The 15900-nt window shown below is 65.1% G+C and carries 9 protein-coding genes; 2 read left to right on the top strand and 7 right to left on the bottom strand.

Annotation, left to right across the window (positions count from 1 at the left end):
* Positions 1-12: 12 nt before the first annotated feature.
* The 6 genes from BEN49_RS02795 to BEN49_RS02770 all read right to left on the bottom strand — a co-directional run bounded on the left by BEN49_RS02795 (position 13) and on the right by BEN49_RS02770 (position 9732).
* Positions 13-3525: a SusC/RagA family TonB-linked outer membrane protein gene (locus BEN49_RS02795; RefSeq protein ID WP_083325708.1), complete on the bottom strand. Its 3513-nt coding sequence runs from the start codon at positions 3523-3525 to the stop codon at positions 13-15.
* 63 nt (positions 3526-3588) lie between these two features.
* The gene (locus BEN49_RS02790) at positions 3589-4644 is read right to left on the bottom strand and encodes a FecR family protein (RefSeq protein WP_070740441.1); all 1056 of its coding nucleotides are present in this window, start codon (positions 4642-4644) and stop codon (positions 3589-3591) included.
* 120 nt (positions 4645-4764) lie between these two features.
* Complete coding sequence (locus BEN49_RS02785; RefSeq protein WP_070740438.1) at positions 4765-5355, bottom strand: RNA polymerase sigma factor; 591 nt, start codon at positions 5353-5355, stop codon at positions 4765-4767.
* A 128-nt stretch (positions 5356-5483) separates the two neighbouring features.
* The gene (locus BEN49_RS02780; RefSeq protein WP_083325707.1) at positions 5484-6875 is read right to left on the bottom strand and encodes a sugar porter family MFS transporter; all 1392 of its coding nucleotides are present in this window, start codon (positions 6873-6875) and stop codon (positions 5484-5486) included.
* Positions 6876-7111: 236 nt separating this feature from the next.
* On the bottom strand, positions 7112-7912 hold the full coding sequence (locus BEN49_RS02775; protein ID WP_070740435.1) for a DeoR/GlpR family DNA-binding transcription regulator: 801 nt from the start codon (positions 7910-7912) through the stop codon (positions 7112-7114).
* A gap of 41 nt (positions 7913-7953) precedes the next feature.
* Positions 7954-9732 carry a class I mannose-6-phosphate isomerase gene (locus BEN49_RS02770; RefSeq protein ID WP_070740432.1) on the bottom strand — a complete coding sequence of 593 codons (1779 nt, stop codon included), beginning with the start codon at positions 9730-9732 and terminating at the stop codon, positions 7954-7956.
* 308 nt (positions 9733-10040) lie between these two features.
* Here BEN49_RS02770 and BEN49_RS02765 point away from each other — a divergent pair, with 308 nt between their 5' ends.
* Positions 10041-10889, top strand: coding sequence for an N-acetylglucosamine kinase (locus tag BEN49_RS02765; protein ID WP_070740429.1), 849 nt, complete (start codon positions 10041-10043; stop codon positions 10887-10889).
* Positions 10890-11111: 222 nt separating this feature from the next.
* Positions 11112-13502 carry a GH92 family glycosyl hydrolase gene (locus tag BEN49_RS02760; protein WP_070740426.1) on the top strand — a complete coding sequence of 797 codons (2391 nt, stop codon included), beginning with the start codon at positions 11112-11114 and terminating at the stop codon, positions 13500-13502.
* Positions 13503-13707: 205 nt separating this feature from the next.
* On the opposite strand, the gene BEN49_RS02755 is transcribed toward BEN49_RS02760, so the two are convergent.
* Positions 13708-15891: a glycoside hydrolase family 43 protein gene (locus BEN49_RS02755; RefSeq protein ID WP_083325706.1), complete on the bottom strand. Its 2184-nt coding sequence runs from the start codon at positions 15889-15891 to the stop codon at positions 13708-13710.
* Between the last annotated feature and the right edge of the window lie 9 nt (positions 15892-15900).

The raw sequence follows: 15900 nt of genomic DNA, 5'->3' as shown, positions 1-15900 counted from the left end.
GGTGGGGGAGGATTAGAAGGAAACGTTGAGGCCGAGGGTGACCAGGCGCACGCTCGGGTACACGCGGCCGCTGCTGCCGTTGCCGCCGCCCAGCCCCACGCTCTCGCTGAACTCCGAGATTTCGGGGTCAAACCCAATCTTTTCCAAGTGGCTGATGGTGAACAGGTCCTGGCCCGACACGAACACCCGCAGCTGCTGCAAGCGGATTTTCTTGCTGAAATCGGCGGGCAGGGTGTAGCCGAGCTGCACGTTCTTGAGGCGGGCGTAGGCCCCGTCGCGCAGCCAGTAGTCGGAGCCCTGGTTGTTGTTGGTCGAGGCCGTGCCGATGGTCAGGCGCGGGTAGCTGGCGTCGGGGTTGGTGGGCGTCCAGCGGTCGAGGTGCTGCGCGTACACGTTCTCCCAGTTGTTGTGGAAGGCTTCCACGCCCTCGCCGCGGATGTAGAGGCTGCGCTTGCCCACGCCTTGCACGAACACCGCCAGGTCGAAGCCCTTATAATCAGCCGTGTAGGTGGCCCCGAACGTGTAGCGCGGGAACGGGTTGCCGAGAATAAAGCGGTCGTCCTGGTTGATGACGCCGTCGCCGTTGCGGTCCACGTAGCGCAGGTCGCCGGGGCGCACCGTGCCGGGCGCCACGAAGGCGGGCGTGGGGCCCGCGTTCACTTCCTCCACGGTTTGGTAAAGGCCCGCCGTGCGGTAGCCGTAGTACGAGTTGATGGGGAAGCCCTCGCGGATGATGTTGGTCGCGTCGCCGCCCCGGATGCTTTCCACGCCCTTGGTATCGGTCACCACGTTGCGGGTGTCGGCCATGTTCAGGCTCAGGCTCTGGTTGAAGCCCCGCGCGGTGCGCAGCCGGTAGGTGGCCGATATTTCCCAGCCCAGGTTGCGGACGCTGGCCGCGTTTTGGGTGGGGGCCCCGGCGCCGAATGCCCCGGCCACGGGCAGGTCGATGAGGATGTTGTGGGTGCGCTTGTCGAAGTAATCGAAGCTGACGGACAGCGCGTTCTTAAAGAAAGCGGCGTCCACGCCCACATCGCCCATGGTCGAGGTTTCCCAGGTGATGTCGCGGTTGGCGGTGTTGAAGTAGGCCCCCGGCACCGGCTGCTCGCCAAACGTGTAGGCCCCCGGCGACACGGTAATCGTGCTCAGGTAGCGATAGAGGCCGATGTTCTGGTTGCCGAGCTGCCCCAGGGAGCCCCGCACTTTCAGGTCGCTGAAGATGGGTTGCAAAGCGGTGAGGAAGGTTTCCTCCAGGGGCCGCCAGCCGGCCGACACCGATGGGAAGAAGCCCCATCGCTTGTCCGAAGCGAAGCGCGACGAGCCATCGTAGCGGAAGCTGCCTTCGAGCAGGTACTTGCCGGCAAAGGCGTAGTTCACGCGCCCAAACACCGAGTTCAGGGCCCACTGCTCCTGGTTGCCGTAGGTGCCGTTGGCGTGGAAACCGCCGCTGGGGTCGGTGATGCCGCTGTAGGTGGTGCCGTTGCTGATGACGCCGAAGTTGTTGCCCGGTACGTTGATGAGGTGGATGCCGGCGCGGTCGTCGACGTAGTGCTCGGTGGAGTAGCCCAGCAGGCCCTTCAGCTCGTGCTTGGTGGCCAGGGTGCGCTCGTAGTTCAGGGTGGCCTGGTAATTAGTAAGTATCGTGCGCTGGGTGCGGTCCTGCACCGAGTTGTTGCCGTCACCGCCCGAGGTGGGCGAGCCGTCGGGCGTCACGTACTGCAAGCTGCGCGTGAACTCGTTGTTGCGGTAGCTCCACAAGTCGCCGCCCACCAGGCCCCTCAGCTTCAAGCCTTTGATGATTTCGTACTCCGCGTTGAGGTTGGCGTAGCCGTTGTCGTTGGAGTTGGTGCGCAAGCCGCCGTTGAGCAGGCGGTTCACGGGGTTGTCGCTCGAGGTGGCCGGGGTCACGTAGTTGCCCTGGGCGTCTTGCAGCGGGTAGATCACCGGGATGCGCACGGCGTCGCTGATGATCCACTCCGAGGCGAAGGCGTGCTCCCGGGTGCCAACGTGGGCGTAGGAAAAAATGGCCCCCACCGACAGCTTCTCGGTGACTTGGGTGTTGAGGTTCAGGCGCGCGTTGAGCCGCTTGTAGCCGTAGTTGTCGCCCACAAACAGGCTGTTCTGGTCCACGTAGCCCAGCGACACCAGGTAGCGCGTTTTGCCCGCGCTGCCGCTCAGGCTCAGGTTGTGATTTTGCTGGAGCGCCTGCTTTTTCAGCACCGCGTCCAGGTACCACTGGTAGTCGCCCTGGGCCGCAAAATCGCGCATTTGCTGGGGCGAAAACTGGGGGCTCTGCCCCGAGTTCACCAGGGCCTCGTTTTTGAGCTGCATGAACTCCAGCCCGGTCACCGGCTTGCGCAAAAAGCTGGGCGACTGCCACCCCACGAGCGTATTGTAGGCCAGCGTGGGCCGCTGGCCCAGGGCCCCCTTTTTGGTGGTCACCAGCAGCACGCCGTTGGCCCCGCGCGAGCCGTAGATGGACGCCGACGCCGCATCTTTCAGCACCGTTACGCTCTCAATATCGTTGGGGTTAAGCGAGTTGAGCGAGCCGGCAATGCCGTCCACAATTACCAGGGGCGAGGCGTTGCCGAGCGTGCCCACCCCGCGGATGTTGATGTTGAGGTTGGCGCCCGGCTCGGCGCTGTTTTGCTGAATGGTCAGGTTGGGGGAGGCCCCTTGCAGCGCCTGCGCCACGTTGGTCACCGGCCGGTTTTCCAGCACCGGGGCCGCTATCGTGTTGATGGCGCCCGTCACGCTGGCCCGCTGCTGGGTGCCGTAGCCCACCACCACCACTTCGCTTAGGGCCTTGGTGTCCGTTTCGAGGCGCACCACCAGGGCCCCCGTGGCCGCCGTCACGGCCACCTCGCGGCTCACCATGCCCACCGAGCTGAACACCAGGGTGCTACCCACCGGTACGCTGATGGAAAATTCGCCGTCGGCATTGGTGGTTTGGCCCTGCTGCGTGCCTTTCACCAGCACCGTCACGCCGGGCAGCCCTTCGCCGTCGGCCTGCACCACCCGGCCGGCCACGGGCACGTCAGCCGTCACCACTTTGGCGCCGACGTTTGCTTCCAACAGCGACGGCGAGGTTGGAATCGATTGCGCGGCGAGCGACGAAAGCGCATCCGGTGGGGGCATGGCTTGGCCCACCGGGGTTTGGGGCGAGATGATGTACATGTTGCCCTTGAGCTGCTCAAACTTGAGCCCGCTGTGCAAAGTGGCGTAGCGCAGGGCTTCGGCCAGCGACTTGAACGCCGGGCTGGCTTTGGCCAGGTACTTGCCCGCCGTCAATTGGCTGCGGTAAAAGAAGTTGACTTTGTAAGTCACCCGCAGTTCCTGGATAAAATCTTCCAACGATACCTGGCCCGCGGGGGCCTGTGCGGCCCCGCGGGTAGCGCGGGGCCGGTTGGTAGCCGGAGCAGATGCCTCCGCATTGGCCAGGGCCAGGGCCCCCTGGGCCAGGCTGGCCCCGCCGGGTAAGCCACTCAATAACAACGCTAGGGGCACGTGTCGAGTAAATTTTGCCATGGGAAAGGCTGGGAAAAGTGGAAGGGTTGGAAGTGTGGAAGGGTTGGAAGTACAGAAGGAACGCTACCGGGCCGCGGCCTCGAACCGCACCAAGTCGCCGGTGCGCGTTACCTGGATGTCGAGGGATTTGGCCAGCGCGGGCAGCAGCAGGTCGAGGTTGTTGGCCGACACGTCGCCGGTAATGGTTTGGCGCAGAATGGTGGGGTCGCTCACGTCCACGCGCAGGCTGTAGGCATCGCGCAGCAGCTGCACGATTTCGCGCACCGGCGTTTGCCGAAACCGCAACTGGCCCTGCGTCCAGGCCGAATACAGGGCGGGCTGCACGCGTCGCCGGGCCAGGCCGGGCTGGGCCACCGAGGTTTCGACCAGGTCGCCGGGCTGCATCAGCAGGTTCTCGCGGGTTAGCCAAGCGGGGCGGTCCACGGCCACGCGGCCTGAGCTGAGCACCACCTTGGTGCCAGCCGGCCGGCTGTTCACGTCGAACTGGGTGCCCAGCACCGAAATGGTAAGCCCGCCGGCGTGCACCACGAACTTGACGCTGGCCGGGGCTCCGGCAATGTCGGTTCGGGCCCGGGGGGCGAGGTGCGCCACCCGGAAGTAGCCCTCACCCGTCAGCCACACCTCGCGCGGGGTTTTGGTAGTCCAGCGGGCCGCCGTAGTCAGCGTAGAATTGCCGTTGAGCACCACCACCGAGCCATCGGGCAGGGTGAGGGTGCGGTGCTTGCCGGGGCCGGTAGCCAATTGCGTCGTGGGGCCCACGTCGGCGGCGGGCCGGCCCCACTGCCACCAGCCGCCCGTTAGCAAGGCCATGACCAGGGCGACGGCCACGAACCGCCCCCGCCGCTGGCGGCGCAGCTGAAGCTGGGCCAATAGGGGGCGTCGCGCCTGCCGCAGGCGCAGCAGCTCCTGCCGCTTCAGGCCGGCGGGCACGGGGTAGGGGCGGGCCGAGCCCAGGCCCTGCACCAGGGCGAAGGCCGCGTCAGCCTCAGCCTGCTTGCCGGCGTGCTCGCGCAGCCACGCCTGCCAGAAGCGCACCGCCGCCGCATCGGTCCCGGCCACGAAGGCTTGGAACGATTCGTCGAGCACAAAATCATCGACCGAGTAGCGGGTAAAATCCATTCAGCAGCAGCGAGGCGGGTTTATGACCTTACCATCTCCGCCGCGTGGTTTTGTACTTGCCAGAAAGTGATAAATTGTTCATGTTTTTTTACAACTAGCTATTTTCCAGCAACTTATTTTTCATTGGCATACCCATTTGCCCCCGTTCAACAACACCAGCAGCAGCACCGGGGTGAGGCTGCGCCGCAGCGACTGGGTGCCTTGGTAAATGAGGTTGCGAATGGATTGCTGGTTGAGGGCCATGATTTCGGCGATGCGCTCGTAGGTGAAGCCGTCGAAAAACTTGAGGTAGATGGCCTCGCGCTGGCGGTTGCTGAGCTGGGCCAGCGCCGCCAACAGCCGGGTGTGTTGCTCGGCGGTGAGCTGCTGGGCGATGATAAAATCCTCGGGCGAGTACTGCACTTCGAATTCCTCCGAGTAGCTGCTTTGCAGCCAGCTCCGGCGCTGCTGGGCCTTGATAGCCTTGGCTACCTCGTGGCGCAACGACTTAAATAGGTACGGCCGAACAGCCTCTACAGCATGTAGTTTGGTCCGGCGCTGCCAGAGCCGTTGGAATAAGTTCTGGATGCTGTCCTTGACCAATTCGCCGTCGTTGGACAGCCGCATGCCGTAGCCGTACAGCTCGTCGTAGAACGTCAGGAAAAGGCGCTCGTACGCCCGCTCGTCGCCTGCCAAAAAATCAGTCCAGAGCGTGGCGTCGGGCGAGGGCATGGTGCCGAAACGGGGTGGGGTTTATTAGGGGCCGCTAATTAAAGGCCTTGGGCCCCGAGCGGGGCGGGTGGTAATTGAACTGGTTGGCAAAGATGGTTTTTCTGGGTCGAGTTCAAACCACTCTGCTGTTAATGCCACGCGCGCTCGATTTCTTCCAGCGTGCGCCCCTTGGTTTCGGGCACTGCCCACCACACGAACCCGAACGTGACCGCCGAAAGAACCGCGTACAAGCCAAAGGCTCCGGCCAGGCCCGCCGCTTTTACCAACGACAAAAACGTGAACGAAATCAGGGTGCAGGCCACCCACAAAGCCACCGTAGCCAGCGAAGCCGCCCGGCCGCGCACAGCGTTCGGGAAAATTTCGGTGATGACCACCCACACGCCCGGCCCCAGCCCCACCGCGAAGCACGCCACGTACCCCATGATGAGCCCGAGCAGCCAGGGCCCCGGGGCGTGCTGGTGCAAGGCCACCACCAGGGCCCCCAGGGTCAGCGCCATACCGCCCGAGGCGAAGAGCAGCAGTGGCTTGCGCCCTACTTTGTCGATGATGAGCAGCGCCACCACGGTGCCGGCGAAATTAATGCCCCCGATGAGGGCATTGGCCCCGATGGCGGACGCCGCGCTCTGCCCGCTGTGCTCGGTGAAAATGATGGAGCCGTAATACAGGATGGTGTTGATGCCCGTGATTTGCTGCAGCACGGCCAGCACCACCGCGATGCCCAACGGCCGGCGCAGGCGCGGCTGGCTCAGCTGGGCGTCCTGGCCGCGCTCGGCGGCCAGGGCGGCCTGGATTTCGGCGGCTTCGGTGGCTGCCGCGGCCAGCCCGTTGAGGCGGGTGAGCGTGCGCAGGGCCTCGGGGGCCCGGCCCCGGCCCAGTAGCCAGCGCGGGCTTTCGGGCACCAGCACCAGCGCCAGTAAAAACAGCAGCGACGGCACGGCGGCAGTGGCAAACATCCAGCGCCAGGCGTCGGGGCCCCGGCCGGCCAGGTAATAGCTGGTCACGTAGGCCAGCAGAATCCCGGTCACGATGGCCAACTGGTTGAGCGTGACGAGCCGCCCGCGGATGCGGGCCGGGGCAATTTCGGCCAGGTAGAGCGGCACCAGCAGCGAGGCCACGCCGATGGCCAGCCCGCCCGCCAGCCGCGCCGCCACGAATTCGGCCAGCGTGCGCGGCACCGCCGCCGCCAGCGCCGACGCGGTGAACAGCCGCCGCCGCCCCGAACACAGCCGCCGCCGCCCGTAGCGGTCGGTGAGCCAGCCGGCCAGGGCCGCCCCGGCCACCGCCCCGAACAAGATGCTGCTGGCCGCCAGCTCCGTCTGCGCGTCGCTCAGGCCAAAGTCCTTCTTCAAGAACACCAGGGCCCCGTTGATGATGGCCGTGTCGAAGCCGAAGAGCAACCCGCCCAGCGCCGCCACGGCGGCTACCAGGTACACGTAGCCCGCGCCGCCCGCCGGGCCGGCAACGGGGGGCCCAGTAGCGGGGGCACGGAGTGCAGTATCGGGGGCGTTCGGAGGCAGCATGGCAAGTGGGAATTAAGCAAGTAGAGTGGGTAGAGGGACGGCGGTAGCCGGTTTTTGTGCGGTAATAGTCAGTCTTTATAATGAAGCTGACCGTCATGCCCATCTGGCGTCCGCGCAGCCGAAGCATCTCTCCCGCATTAGTAATCAGTAAGCAGGAGAGATGCTTCGACAGGCTTAGCATGACAGTCACTTCTAGATTCCAGGATATCCCAAACAGCATCAATAAATCGTTGACATCACACCAGTAGCACCTCGATGCCCAGCTGGCGGAAGGGCGCTACTTGCGCCTCGGTTGCGCCGGTGTCGGTAATGAGCTGGTGGATTTCCGCCGCGGGGCAAATGAGCGAGGTGGCCACCACGCCGAGCTTGCTGTGGTCGGCCACCACGATGCGGCGCTTGGCCTGACGCACCATGACTTGGATCACGGCGGCTTCCTCCGGGTGCAGCGACGTCAGGCCCCGCTGCGCGTCGATGCCGTTGACGCCGATAAAGACCTTGTCCACAAAGAATTGTTCCAAAGCCTGGGTGGTGGCGGGGCCCACCAGCGAGAACCAGCCGCCGGTCAGAAAGCCCCCCGTCACGAACACCCGCACGTCGTCGCGCTGGCTCAGCTCCATGGCCACGTTCACGGTGTTGGTGACGACCGTCACGCCCGCCCCCGGCCGCAGGCTGCGCGCAACCTGCGTGGTGGTGGTGCCGGCCGTGAGCGAAATGGTTTCGCCCGGCTGGATGAGGGCCGCCGCCGCCAGCCCGATGCGGCGCTTCTCGGCCAGGTTGCGGTCGATCTGCTCGTGAAAGCTGGACTTGTAGCGAAACGGCTCATAGAGCAGCGGTTCCAGGGGCACGGCCCCGCCGTGGGTGCGCCGCAGCCGGCCGCGGTGCTCCAGCTCGACCAGATCGCGCCGCACCGTGGCCACCGACACGCCGAACTGCGTGGCCAGCTCGTCCACGGCCACGGTGCCGGTGTGCAGCAGCTTTTCCACGATGGTTTGGGCGCGCACCGTGGCGGCGTTTTCAGAAGCTAATAGGTCAGACATGTGCTTAATTGATTAGTAGCTAAGGCAAACCGTTCGGCGGGCTAATCGCCAAACGCGCGGACGAACGCCTTCATCGTGGCGCACTCGGTGCCGGTGGCCGGGCCGTGGGGGCGCACGATGTAGGGCCCCACGGCCGCCGGCACGATGAACGTTTCGGCATAGTGCACCACGAAAGGCGCGAAGGCCCCGGTGAGGCTTTCCACCACGGCCTCCGCGCCCTGCACCAGGTTGAGCACGTTCACGCCGCCGCGGGTGTCGTGCGGCACGGGGCCCGTGAACCAGTGGCGGCGCGTCTCAATGAATTCGCGCGCGTGCAGGCCGGTGCGCTCCTCGCGCCAACCCGCGCCGCTGGCCACGGGCTCGAAGCGGTTGACGAGGTTGGCTGCAACCCAGGCCGTGGTCCGGTCGGGCTGGATGTTGGCGCCACCGTGGGCCAAGTGCACGGGGCGGGGCTGGCCGTCGAGGCCCAGGCGGGCCCAGTCCCACAGCTTGAAAGTGAAGATGTAGGGCGTGGCCGAAATTTCCAGCACCAGGCTGCCCGCCCCCGCGCAGTGCACGGTGCCGGCCGGAATCAGGAAATGGTCGTGCGGCCGCGCTGGCAACTCGTTGATGTACGTGGCCGCCGGAAACGGCGCGGCGGGGTCGTCCTGGGCCCGCGCCAAATCGCCCAGCATGGCTTGGTAGTCAATGTTTTCCTTCAGGCCCAGGTGCACCATGGCGCCCGGCTCGGCGGCTAGAATGTAGTAGCTCTCGTCCTGGGTGTAGGCCAGGCCAAACTGGTCCTGCGCGTACTCGGTGAGCGGGTGCACTTGCAGCGACAAGTTGCCGCCGCCCACGGTGTCGAGGAAGTCGAAGCGAATGGGAAACTCGGTGCCAAAACGGCCGTGCACCGCCTCGCCCAGCAGCTCGCGCGGGTGCGCAAACACGAGGTCGAGGCTGGGGATTTCCACCCGCGCGTCGCCGAAGCCCAGCAGCAGCGAGTTCTCCTCGGGCACGCAGTCGAAGCCCCAGGCGTAGTTGGCCGGGCCCGCGGGCAGGCCGCACACCTCGCGCAGCAATTGCCCGCCCCAGGGCCCCGGGTCGAAAAACGGCACCACCCGGAACGGGCGCCTCGCCGCGGCCGCCAGCCCGGCCCGCAGGTCGGCCCCGGTAATGAGCTTGGGCGCAGCGGGGTCGTGGGCGTCGAGCAGAAAATCGGCGCGGGGCAGGGCTTGCTTTTTCAAGCGGTCGGCGGCCCGCCAGTCCACGAAATAGGCGCGCTTATACTTCAGGCTGGCTTTTTCGGCGAAGTTGTCGCTGCCCAGGTTGGCCACTTCGCCCCGGCGCTGGCGCTGCTGAATTTCCCAGCGCGCTAGGTCGGCATAGACCAGCACGGCGGGGCCCGGGCAGACAAGCGTGGCCCCAGTACCCAGCACCAGCACTAGCTGCCCGGCGGCTCGGGCCAGCAGTTCCTGCGCCGCGCGCAACCGCTGCGGGTCGAAGAAATCGGCCACCGTCAGCCCGTTGAACCGGCCGAATACCGGGTCGGTGGTCAGGGGCCCGGCCACCAGCGCGTCCACCTCGGCTGGCGAGCGGTAGTAGTCGTCGGCCACGAGGCAGTAGGCAGGTTTTAGGGCCCCCACCAGCTCCCGCTGGAGCAGCGCCAGGTCGGTGCCCGGGTAGCACTCTACCGCCAGCACCAGCGGCTGGCCGGGGCGGGCCGGGGCAACCCCCAGGGCCGCCCGTAGGGCCCCGGCAATGGCCGGCCAGCCAATGCGGCAAGCGCCGGCCTCCGCCGTTACGGGCACGAAGGGAAACTTGTCGTAGTTGGAAGGGCGCATGTGGGTACGTGGGTTGGGCAATGAGTAGTAGGAGGATGCGCCACCCTGGCACTGGGCCACCGCGGTCTGGGGCCCTGGTTGCACTTGCCAACAGCTGCTGACTGGCAGGGCCGGCAGCGTGGCGGGCGCCTTTCCACTTGCAAATATTGAGGTTAAAATGATTGTTTTGACAATAAACGATCAAATAATTATTTACATTGAATAAAAATGTTCTTTACTTTGCCAAAAGGTTGCGGTTGAAAGGGAGTTTAGTCCAGCGCTGGACGTTCGCCCGGATTAGCCGCATTGCGCTCATTTTTGGCCTTCTCATGATTCTAATTGCGGACGGCGGCTCTACCAAAACCACTTGGTGCCTGGTGGACGCCCAGGGCACGCGCGCGTTTTTCAACACCGAGGGCTACAACCCAGAGTTTATCAGCACGGCCGGCATCATGGCTTCACTCCGCCAAAACTTGCCGGCCGCCCTGGTGACCGGCGACGTGGCAGAAGTGCACTATTACGGAGCCAGCGTAGTATCGGCGACTCAAGTGGCCACCGTGGCCGATGCCATGGGGGCTGTGTTTGGGCAGGCCCGCGTGAGCGTGGGCCACGATTTGCTCGCTGCGGCCCGGGCGCTGCTGGGCCGGGTCCCCGGCTTTGCCGCCATCCTCGGCACGGGCACCAACTCGTGCATTTACGACGGCGCGCGCATCACGCACAACGTGGATTCGCTGGGCTACTTCCTGGGCGACGAGGGCAGCGGCGCGTTCATTGGCAAGCGACTGCTGCGCGACTACCTGCGCGGCCTGCTGCCAGCTGATTTGGCCGAGGCCTTCCGCGCCGCCTACGGCCTGGACCGGGACGAGATTCTCGACCGGCTCTACAACCAGCCTTTCCCCAACCGCTTCGTGGCCAGCTTCGCCAAGTTCGCTTCCGACCACGGCGATACGAGCTATTGCCGGGCCCTAATCGCGGAAGTGTTCGAGGCGTTTTTTCAGAACATCATCACCAAATACCCCGACTACCAAAGCCAAACCTTCAACTGCGTGGGGTCGGTAGCCTACCATTTCCGCGACGCCCTGGCCCAGGCCGCAGCAACGCACGGCATGGCCGTTGGCAAAATCATCCGCTCGCCCATCGACGACCTGGTTTCCTACCACCTGGCAACGGCCAGGTGAGTGGTTTAAAACGGGGTGGTCCGGCGACTTTTTCAGTCGTCGGGCCACTCTTGCTAAAAAACGGCGACTTCGGGCAATCGTAAGAGTGGCCCGACGACTGAAAAATCGCCGGACCACCCCGTTTCAGCCCTCCGCCCAAGGGACCACAGGGGCCCCCAGCGGCGGCTCGCCGGGGCCCCTACCTGCCAACTGCACTGATACCTAATTCTTCCCCAGATTCACATGAAGCAAGCGTTCAAATTGGGCCTGGTGCTGCTGGCGGCTCTACTCGCCGCGCACCCGTCGGGGGCCCAAACCGGGCCCGGCGTGCTGCGGTACGCGCAGCCCAACGTGGGCACGGCGCACAGTCGCTGGTTTTTCTACACGCCCGCCGCCGTGCCCTACGGCATGGCGAAGCTGGCCCCCTCCACCAACGGGCACAACGGCAACGCCTCGGGCTGGGAGGCCGTGGGCTACGACACCCGGCAGAACTCCATCGAGGGCTTCGTGCACTTCCACGAGTGGCAGGTGGGCGGCGTGAGCTTCATGCCCACCACCGGGGCCCTGCGCGTAAAGCCCGGCGAATTAGACGGCCCGGACACCGGCTACCGCTCGCCCTTCGACCGCAAAAACCAGGTGGCCGAACCGGGTTACTACAAAGTGCTGCTGGATAAATACCGCATCACGGCCGAGCTGACGGCTACCAAGCGGGTGGGTTTTCACCGCTACACGTTTCCGAAGAGCGACCAGGCGCGCATTCTCCTCGACATCGGCCACAAGCAGGGCGAGAGCAGTGAGGTGACCGACGCCAGCATCCAGATGCTGGACGCCACGCACTTTGCGGGCTTCGTCAGCACCTCGCCCAAGTACGTGCAGACCTACGACCCCGGGGGGCGGGTGGCCATGTACTTCTACGGGGAGCTGAGTAAAAAACCGGCCAGCGTCGGCGCGTTTGGGGCCAGCGGCGTGCAGGAAAATACCACGGCCGCCAAGGGCCCCGGGGCCGGGCTTTTCCTGACGTACCGCACTGCGGAAAAGGAGCGGGTAGAAATCAAGGTTGGCCTCTCCTACACCTCCACGGCCAACGCGAAAGCCAACCTGCTGGCCGAGGCCCGCCAGCTGACGTTCGACCAGGCCAAAGCCCAGGCGCAGGCCACCTGGCAGCGCGAACTGGGCAAGCTGGCCGTGGAGGGCCCCGACGAAGCGAGCAAGGTCAAGTTCTACACCGGTTTGTTCCACGCGCTGCTGGGCCGCGGCGTGGCCAGCGACGTGAACGGCGCCTACCCCAAGCACGGCGGCCAGGCCGGGCAGCTGCCGGCGCCGGGCCCCGGGGCCGGGGCCAAGCCCGAGTTCCTCAACACCGACGCCATTTGGGGCGGCTACTGGAACCTGACGCAGCTCTGGGCCCTGGCGTACCCGGAGTGGTACGGCAACTTTGTGAACACGCAACTGCAAGTGTACCAAGACAAAGGGTGGTTCGGCGACGGCCTGGCCAACAGCGAGTACGTGTCGGGGGTGGGCACCAACTTTGTGGGGCTGGCCGTGGCCGCGGCCTACCAGGTGGGCATCCGCAACTACGACGTGAACCTGGCCTACCGAGCCGTGAAAGCCAACGAGCTGAACTGGCAGCACCGGGCCTTCGGCTCGGGCAAGATGGACGTGAAGGCCTTTGCGCAGCGCGGCTACGTGCCCTTCAAGGACGAGTACAAGCTGGAGAACGGGGTGTACTACAAAACCGATTCCACGGGGTCCTACTTCGCGGCGTCGCACACGCTGGAGTACAGCTTCAGTGCCTTTGCCGCCGCCCAAATGGCCAAGTCTTTGGGCAAGCAGGCTGATTACCAAACGCTGCTCAAGTTGTCCAACGGGTGGCGCGAGCTATTTAATCCGCAGAACCAGCTCATGCAGCCCAAAAAGGCCGACGGCACTTTCGTCGACAAGTTCGACCCGTACGAGCCGTGGCGGGGCTTCCAGGAAGGCAATGCCGTGCAGTACACCTTCTTCGTGCCCCAGAACCCGGCCGCCCTGATTGCCGCCATCGGCCCGCGCCAGTTCAACAACCGGCTGGACAGCATCTTCACCGCGTCCGAAAAGAACGGTTTCGGCGGGGGCAAGGAGATTGACGCGTTTGCGGGCATCAAGGCCATTTACAACCACGGCAACCAGCCCAACCTGCACATCAGCTGGCTCTTCAACTTCGCGGGCCAGCCCTGGCTGACCCAGAAGTGGACGCGCGCAATCTGCAACGAGTTCTATGGCACCGAGCCCATCCACGGCTACGGCTACGGCCAGGACGAGGACCAAGGCCAGCTGGGCTCGTGGTACGTGCTGGCGGCGCTGGGCCTGTTCGACGTGAAGGGCTTCACCGACGCGCGCCCCGTGGTGGAACTGGGCAGCCCCATTTTCAGCAAAGCCACCATCCGGCTGGGCAACCAGAAAACCCTGGTCATCGAGGCCAAGAACACTTCAGCCACCAACGTGTACGTGCAGTCGGCCACGCTCAACGGCCAGCCGCTGGCCAACTGCTGGCTCTACCGCGACGAGCTAATGCGGGGCGGCACGCTGGCCTTCGTGATGGGCCCCCAGCCCAACAAAACGTGGGGCACGCAAGTACCGCCGCCCTCGGCGCAGTAGCGGCAACGGGGCCCTACTGCACCACGATGCGCTGAGCTAGCGCACCCTGGCGAAATAGGGCCCCTGGCCAAACCGGCCGGCTGGTAGCGCCCTGCGCCGCCGTGCTGCGAAGCGCGTGCGCCGGCTCAAAAAGCGGGGACGGCCAGGTGAAGCAATCAGGTGCGTGACCGCAGCGGGGCAGCGCGGTACTGGCCGGGCCGCCGCGTTAGTTTACCCGCACCGGCTGGATGCCCGCGTGCGTGGGCACTACCGGCTTGATGCTGCCGTCGGCGTTAAACTCCAGCTTATCAATGCACACCTCGCGGTGGAAGCCCGCCTCATCGCCCATTTTGAGGCCCTGGGGGTAGGTGAAGCGGTGGTACACGATATACCACTCGTCGCGCCCCGGCACCTGGATGACCGAGTTGTGGCCGGTGCCGTAGATGCCGGCGGCCGAGTTCTTGCTGATAACCAAGTTGTTGGCCGGTACCGTAATCTTGCCCAGCGGCGCATCCGACGTGCCGTAGCGCACCTGGTAGTTGGGGCTGCGCGTGTCGTCCTCGCTCCACATGAAGTAGTAGGTGCCGTTGCGGAAAAAGGCGTAGGCCCCCTCGCGGAACGTACCGTCGGGCGTCATCACCTGCGTGGTGCCGGGCTTGAGGCTCGTCAGGTCGTCGCTGAGCTCGGCGCCGGCCATGTAGCCGTTGCCCCAGTAGAGGTAGTGCTTGCCGGTTTTGGGGTCGCGGAAGGCGGCCGGGTCAATCTGCTGGCCGCCTTTCACGCCTTCGGGCAGCTTGTCGAGCAAGGGTTGGCCCGCGTCTTTGAACGGGCCGGTGGGGCTGTCGGTCAGCGCCACCCCGATTTTAGCACCCGCGCAGAAATAGTAGGCATAGCGGTAGCCGGCGGCCGTTTTCTGCTCGATGATGGTGGGGGCCCAGGCGCTCTTTTTGGCCCAACTCACGTCGCGGGGCAGGTCCAGAATCACGCCTTCGTCCTTCCAGTTCACCAAATCGGGCGACGAAAATGCCTTGAAATACGTGCCCGACCAGCCGTTGAAGCCGTCGCTGGTGGGGTAGAGGTAGAACAGCTTGGTTTTCTGCGAATACAGGATGTCCGGGTCGGCGTAGTAGCCGGGCAGCGCGGGGTTGTGGGTTTCGGTCACGCTCACCTGGTAGGTGCGCCGGGCCGCGCCCTGGCCTACGGTGTAGGCCACGGGGCCCCTGGCGAAATTCTGCGGGCCGCTCGGCGACACGGGCAGCGCAGGATTATTGATTTTCAGGTCGAACGCCTTCAAGCTGGTGCCCGGCAGGGCCAGAAAAGCCACCGTGCCGGCGGCGCTGTCCTCCACGGTGTTCAGCGGGCGGATGGCGGGGTTTTGGGCCGTCAGCAGCACGTCGGCCGGGCGCATCCAGCGCTGGGCCAGGCGCTGGGCCTCGGCGGCGGTAATGGGCATTACCGTGCCATGGCGCGGGTGGAAGTTCATGCGCACGTCCTGGTCTACCACCGTGAAATGCTCCAGGTCGCGGGTGCGGGTAAACTGGTACTTGCCGCTGGTGTACATATCGTACATCAGGATGTAATCGGGCGAGTTGTTGAGCCGGAAGGTGCCCGCGCCCTCCACTGGGCTGGTGGTTTGCTGCACGTACTTATCGCGCAACACGTAGCCGCCAGTCAGCCGGTCCGACACGGCGATTTTGATGCCGTTGCCCTGGCCTTCGGTCTTGAAAAACAGGTAGTACTTGCCGTCCTTGGCCACAATGTCGCCGTCGATGCACGAGCCGTTGGTGGGCGAGAAAAACAGCTGCTTCGGCTCGCCTTCCAGGTCGGTGAAGTCCTTGTTGGCGTAGGCGTAGTAGATTTTGTCGGGCTCCGTACCATACTGCAACGAGAAGTACACCAGGTACTTGCCAGCCTTGGCGTCGTAGATGGTTTGCGGGGCCCACACCCGCTTCAATTCATCTTGCTTGGCGTAGCGCTTCTGAAAATTGATAGCGCTGTGCGTCCAGTTCACCAAATCGGTGGACTTGAGCAGCACCAGGCCGCGGTTGGAGCTCCAGCCCTTGGCCGATACCATGTCGGTGGCCACCATATAGAAGGTTTTGCCATCGGCCCCGCGCAAAATGTGCGGGTCGCGCACGCCGCCGGTTTCGCTGATGGCGGCCGACTGGACGACCGGCCGGTTGCCGTTCAGGGCGGTGTAGTGGTAGCCGTCGGGGCTGAGGGCGAAGCGGATGGCCTCCTCGCTCTTGTCGTTGCCAGTGAAGTAGGCAAACAGGTAGGCGCTGGGCTTGGCCGGAGGGGTGGGGGCCCCGGCCGCTGCGGCCGGCGCGGCCAGCCCCCAGGCCAGGCACGCGCCAGTAGCAGCGCTTCTAAAAAGGTGCCAAGCTAGAGTCAATCGGTTATAAATCATGTGGTAGTG

The sequence above is a fragment of the Hymenobacter coccineus genome (genome assembly GCF_001816125.1).
Taxonomy (GTDB): Bacteria; Bacteroidota; Bacteroidia; order Cytophagales; family Hymenobacteraceae; genus Hymenobacter; species Hymenobacter coccineus.
Note: the sequence above shows the minus strand (reverse complement) of the source record. Positions and strands in the feature narration are given on the sequence as shown.

What these genes read in the sequence shown, in the direction of transcription:
- BEN49_RS02795 (WP_083325708.1), bottom strand. Translation starts at nt 3,525, where the DNA reads ATGGCAAAATTTACTCGACACGTGCCCCTAGCGTTGTTATTGAGTGGC.
- BEN49_RS02790 (WP_070740441.1), bottom strand. Translation starts at nt 4,644, where the DNA reads ATGGATTTTACCCGCTACTCGGTCGATGATTTTGTGCTCGACGAATCG.
- BEN49_RS02785 (WP_070740438.1), bottom strand. Translation starts at nt 5,355, where the DNA reads ATGCCCTCGCCCGACGCCACGCTCTGGACTGATTTTTTGGCAGGCGAC.
- BEN49_RS02780 (WP_083325707.1), bottom strand. Translation starts at nt 6,875, where the DNA reads ATGCTGCCTCCGAACGCCCCCGATACTGCACTCCGTGCCCCCGCTACT.
- BEN49_RS02775 (WP_070740435.1), bottom strand. Translation starts at nt 7,912, where the DNA reads ATGTCTGACCTATTAGCTTCTGAAAACGCCGCCACGGTGCGCGCCCAA.
- BEN49_RS02770 (WP_070740432.1), bottom strand. Translation starts at nt 9,732, where the DNA reads ATGCGCCCTTCCAACTACGACAAGTTTCCCTTCGTGCCCGTAACGGCG.
- BEN49_RS02765 (WP_070740429.1), top strand. Translation starts at nt 10,041, where the DNA reads ATGATTCTAATTGCGGACGGCGGCTCTACCAAAACCACTTGGTGCCTG.
- BEN49_RS02760 (WP_070740426.1), top strand. Translation starts at nt 11,112, where the DNA reads ATGAAGCAAGCGTTCAAATTGGGCCTGGTGCTGCTGGCGGCTCTACTC.
- BEN49_RS02755 (WP_083325706.1), bottom strand. Translation starts at nt 15,891, where the DNA reads ATGATTTATAACCGATTGACTCTAGCTTGGCACCTTTTTAGAAGCGCT.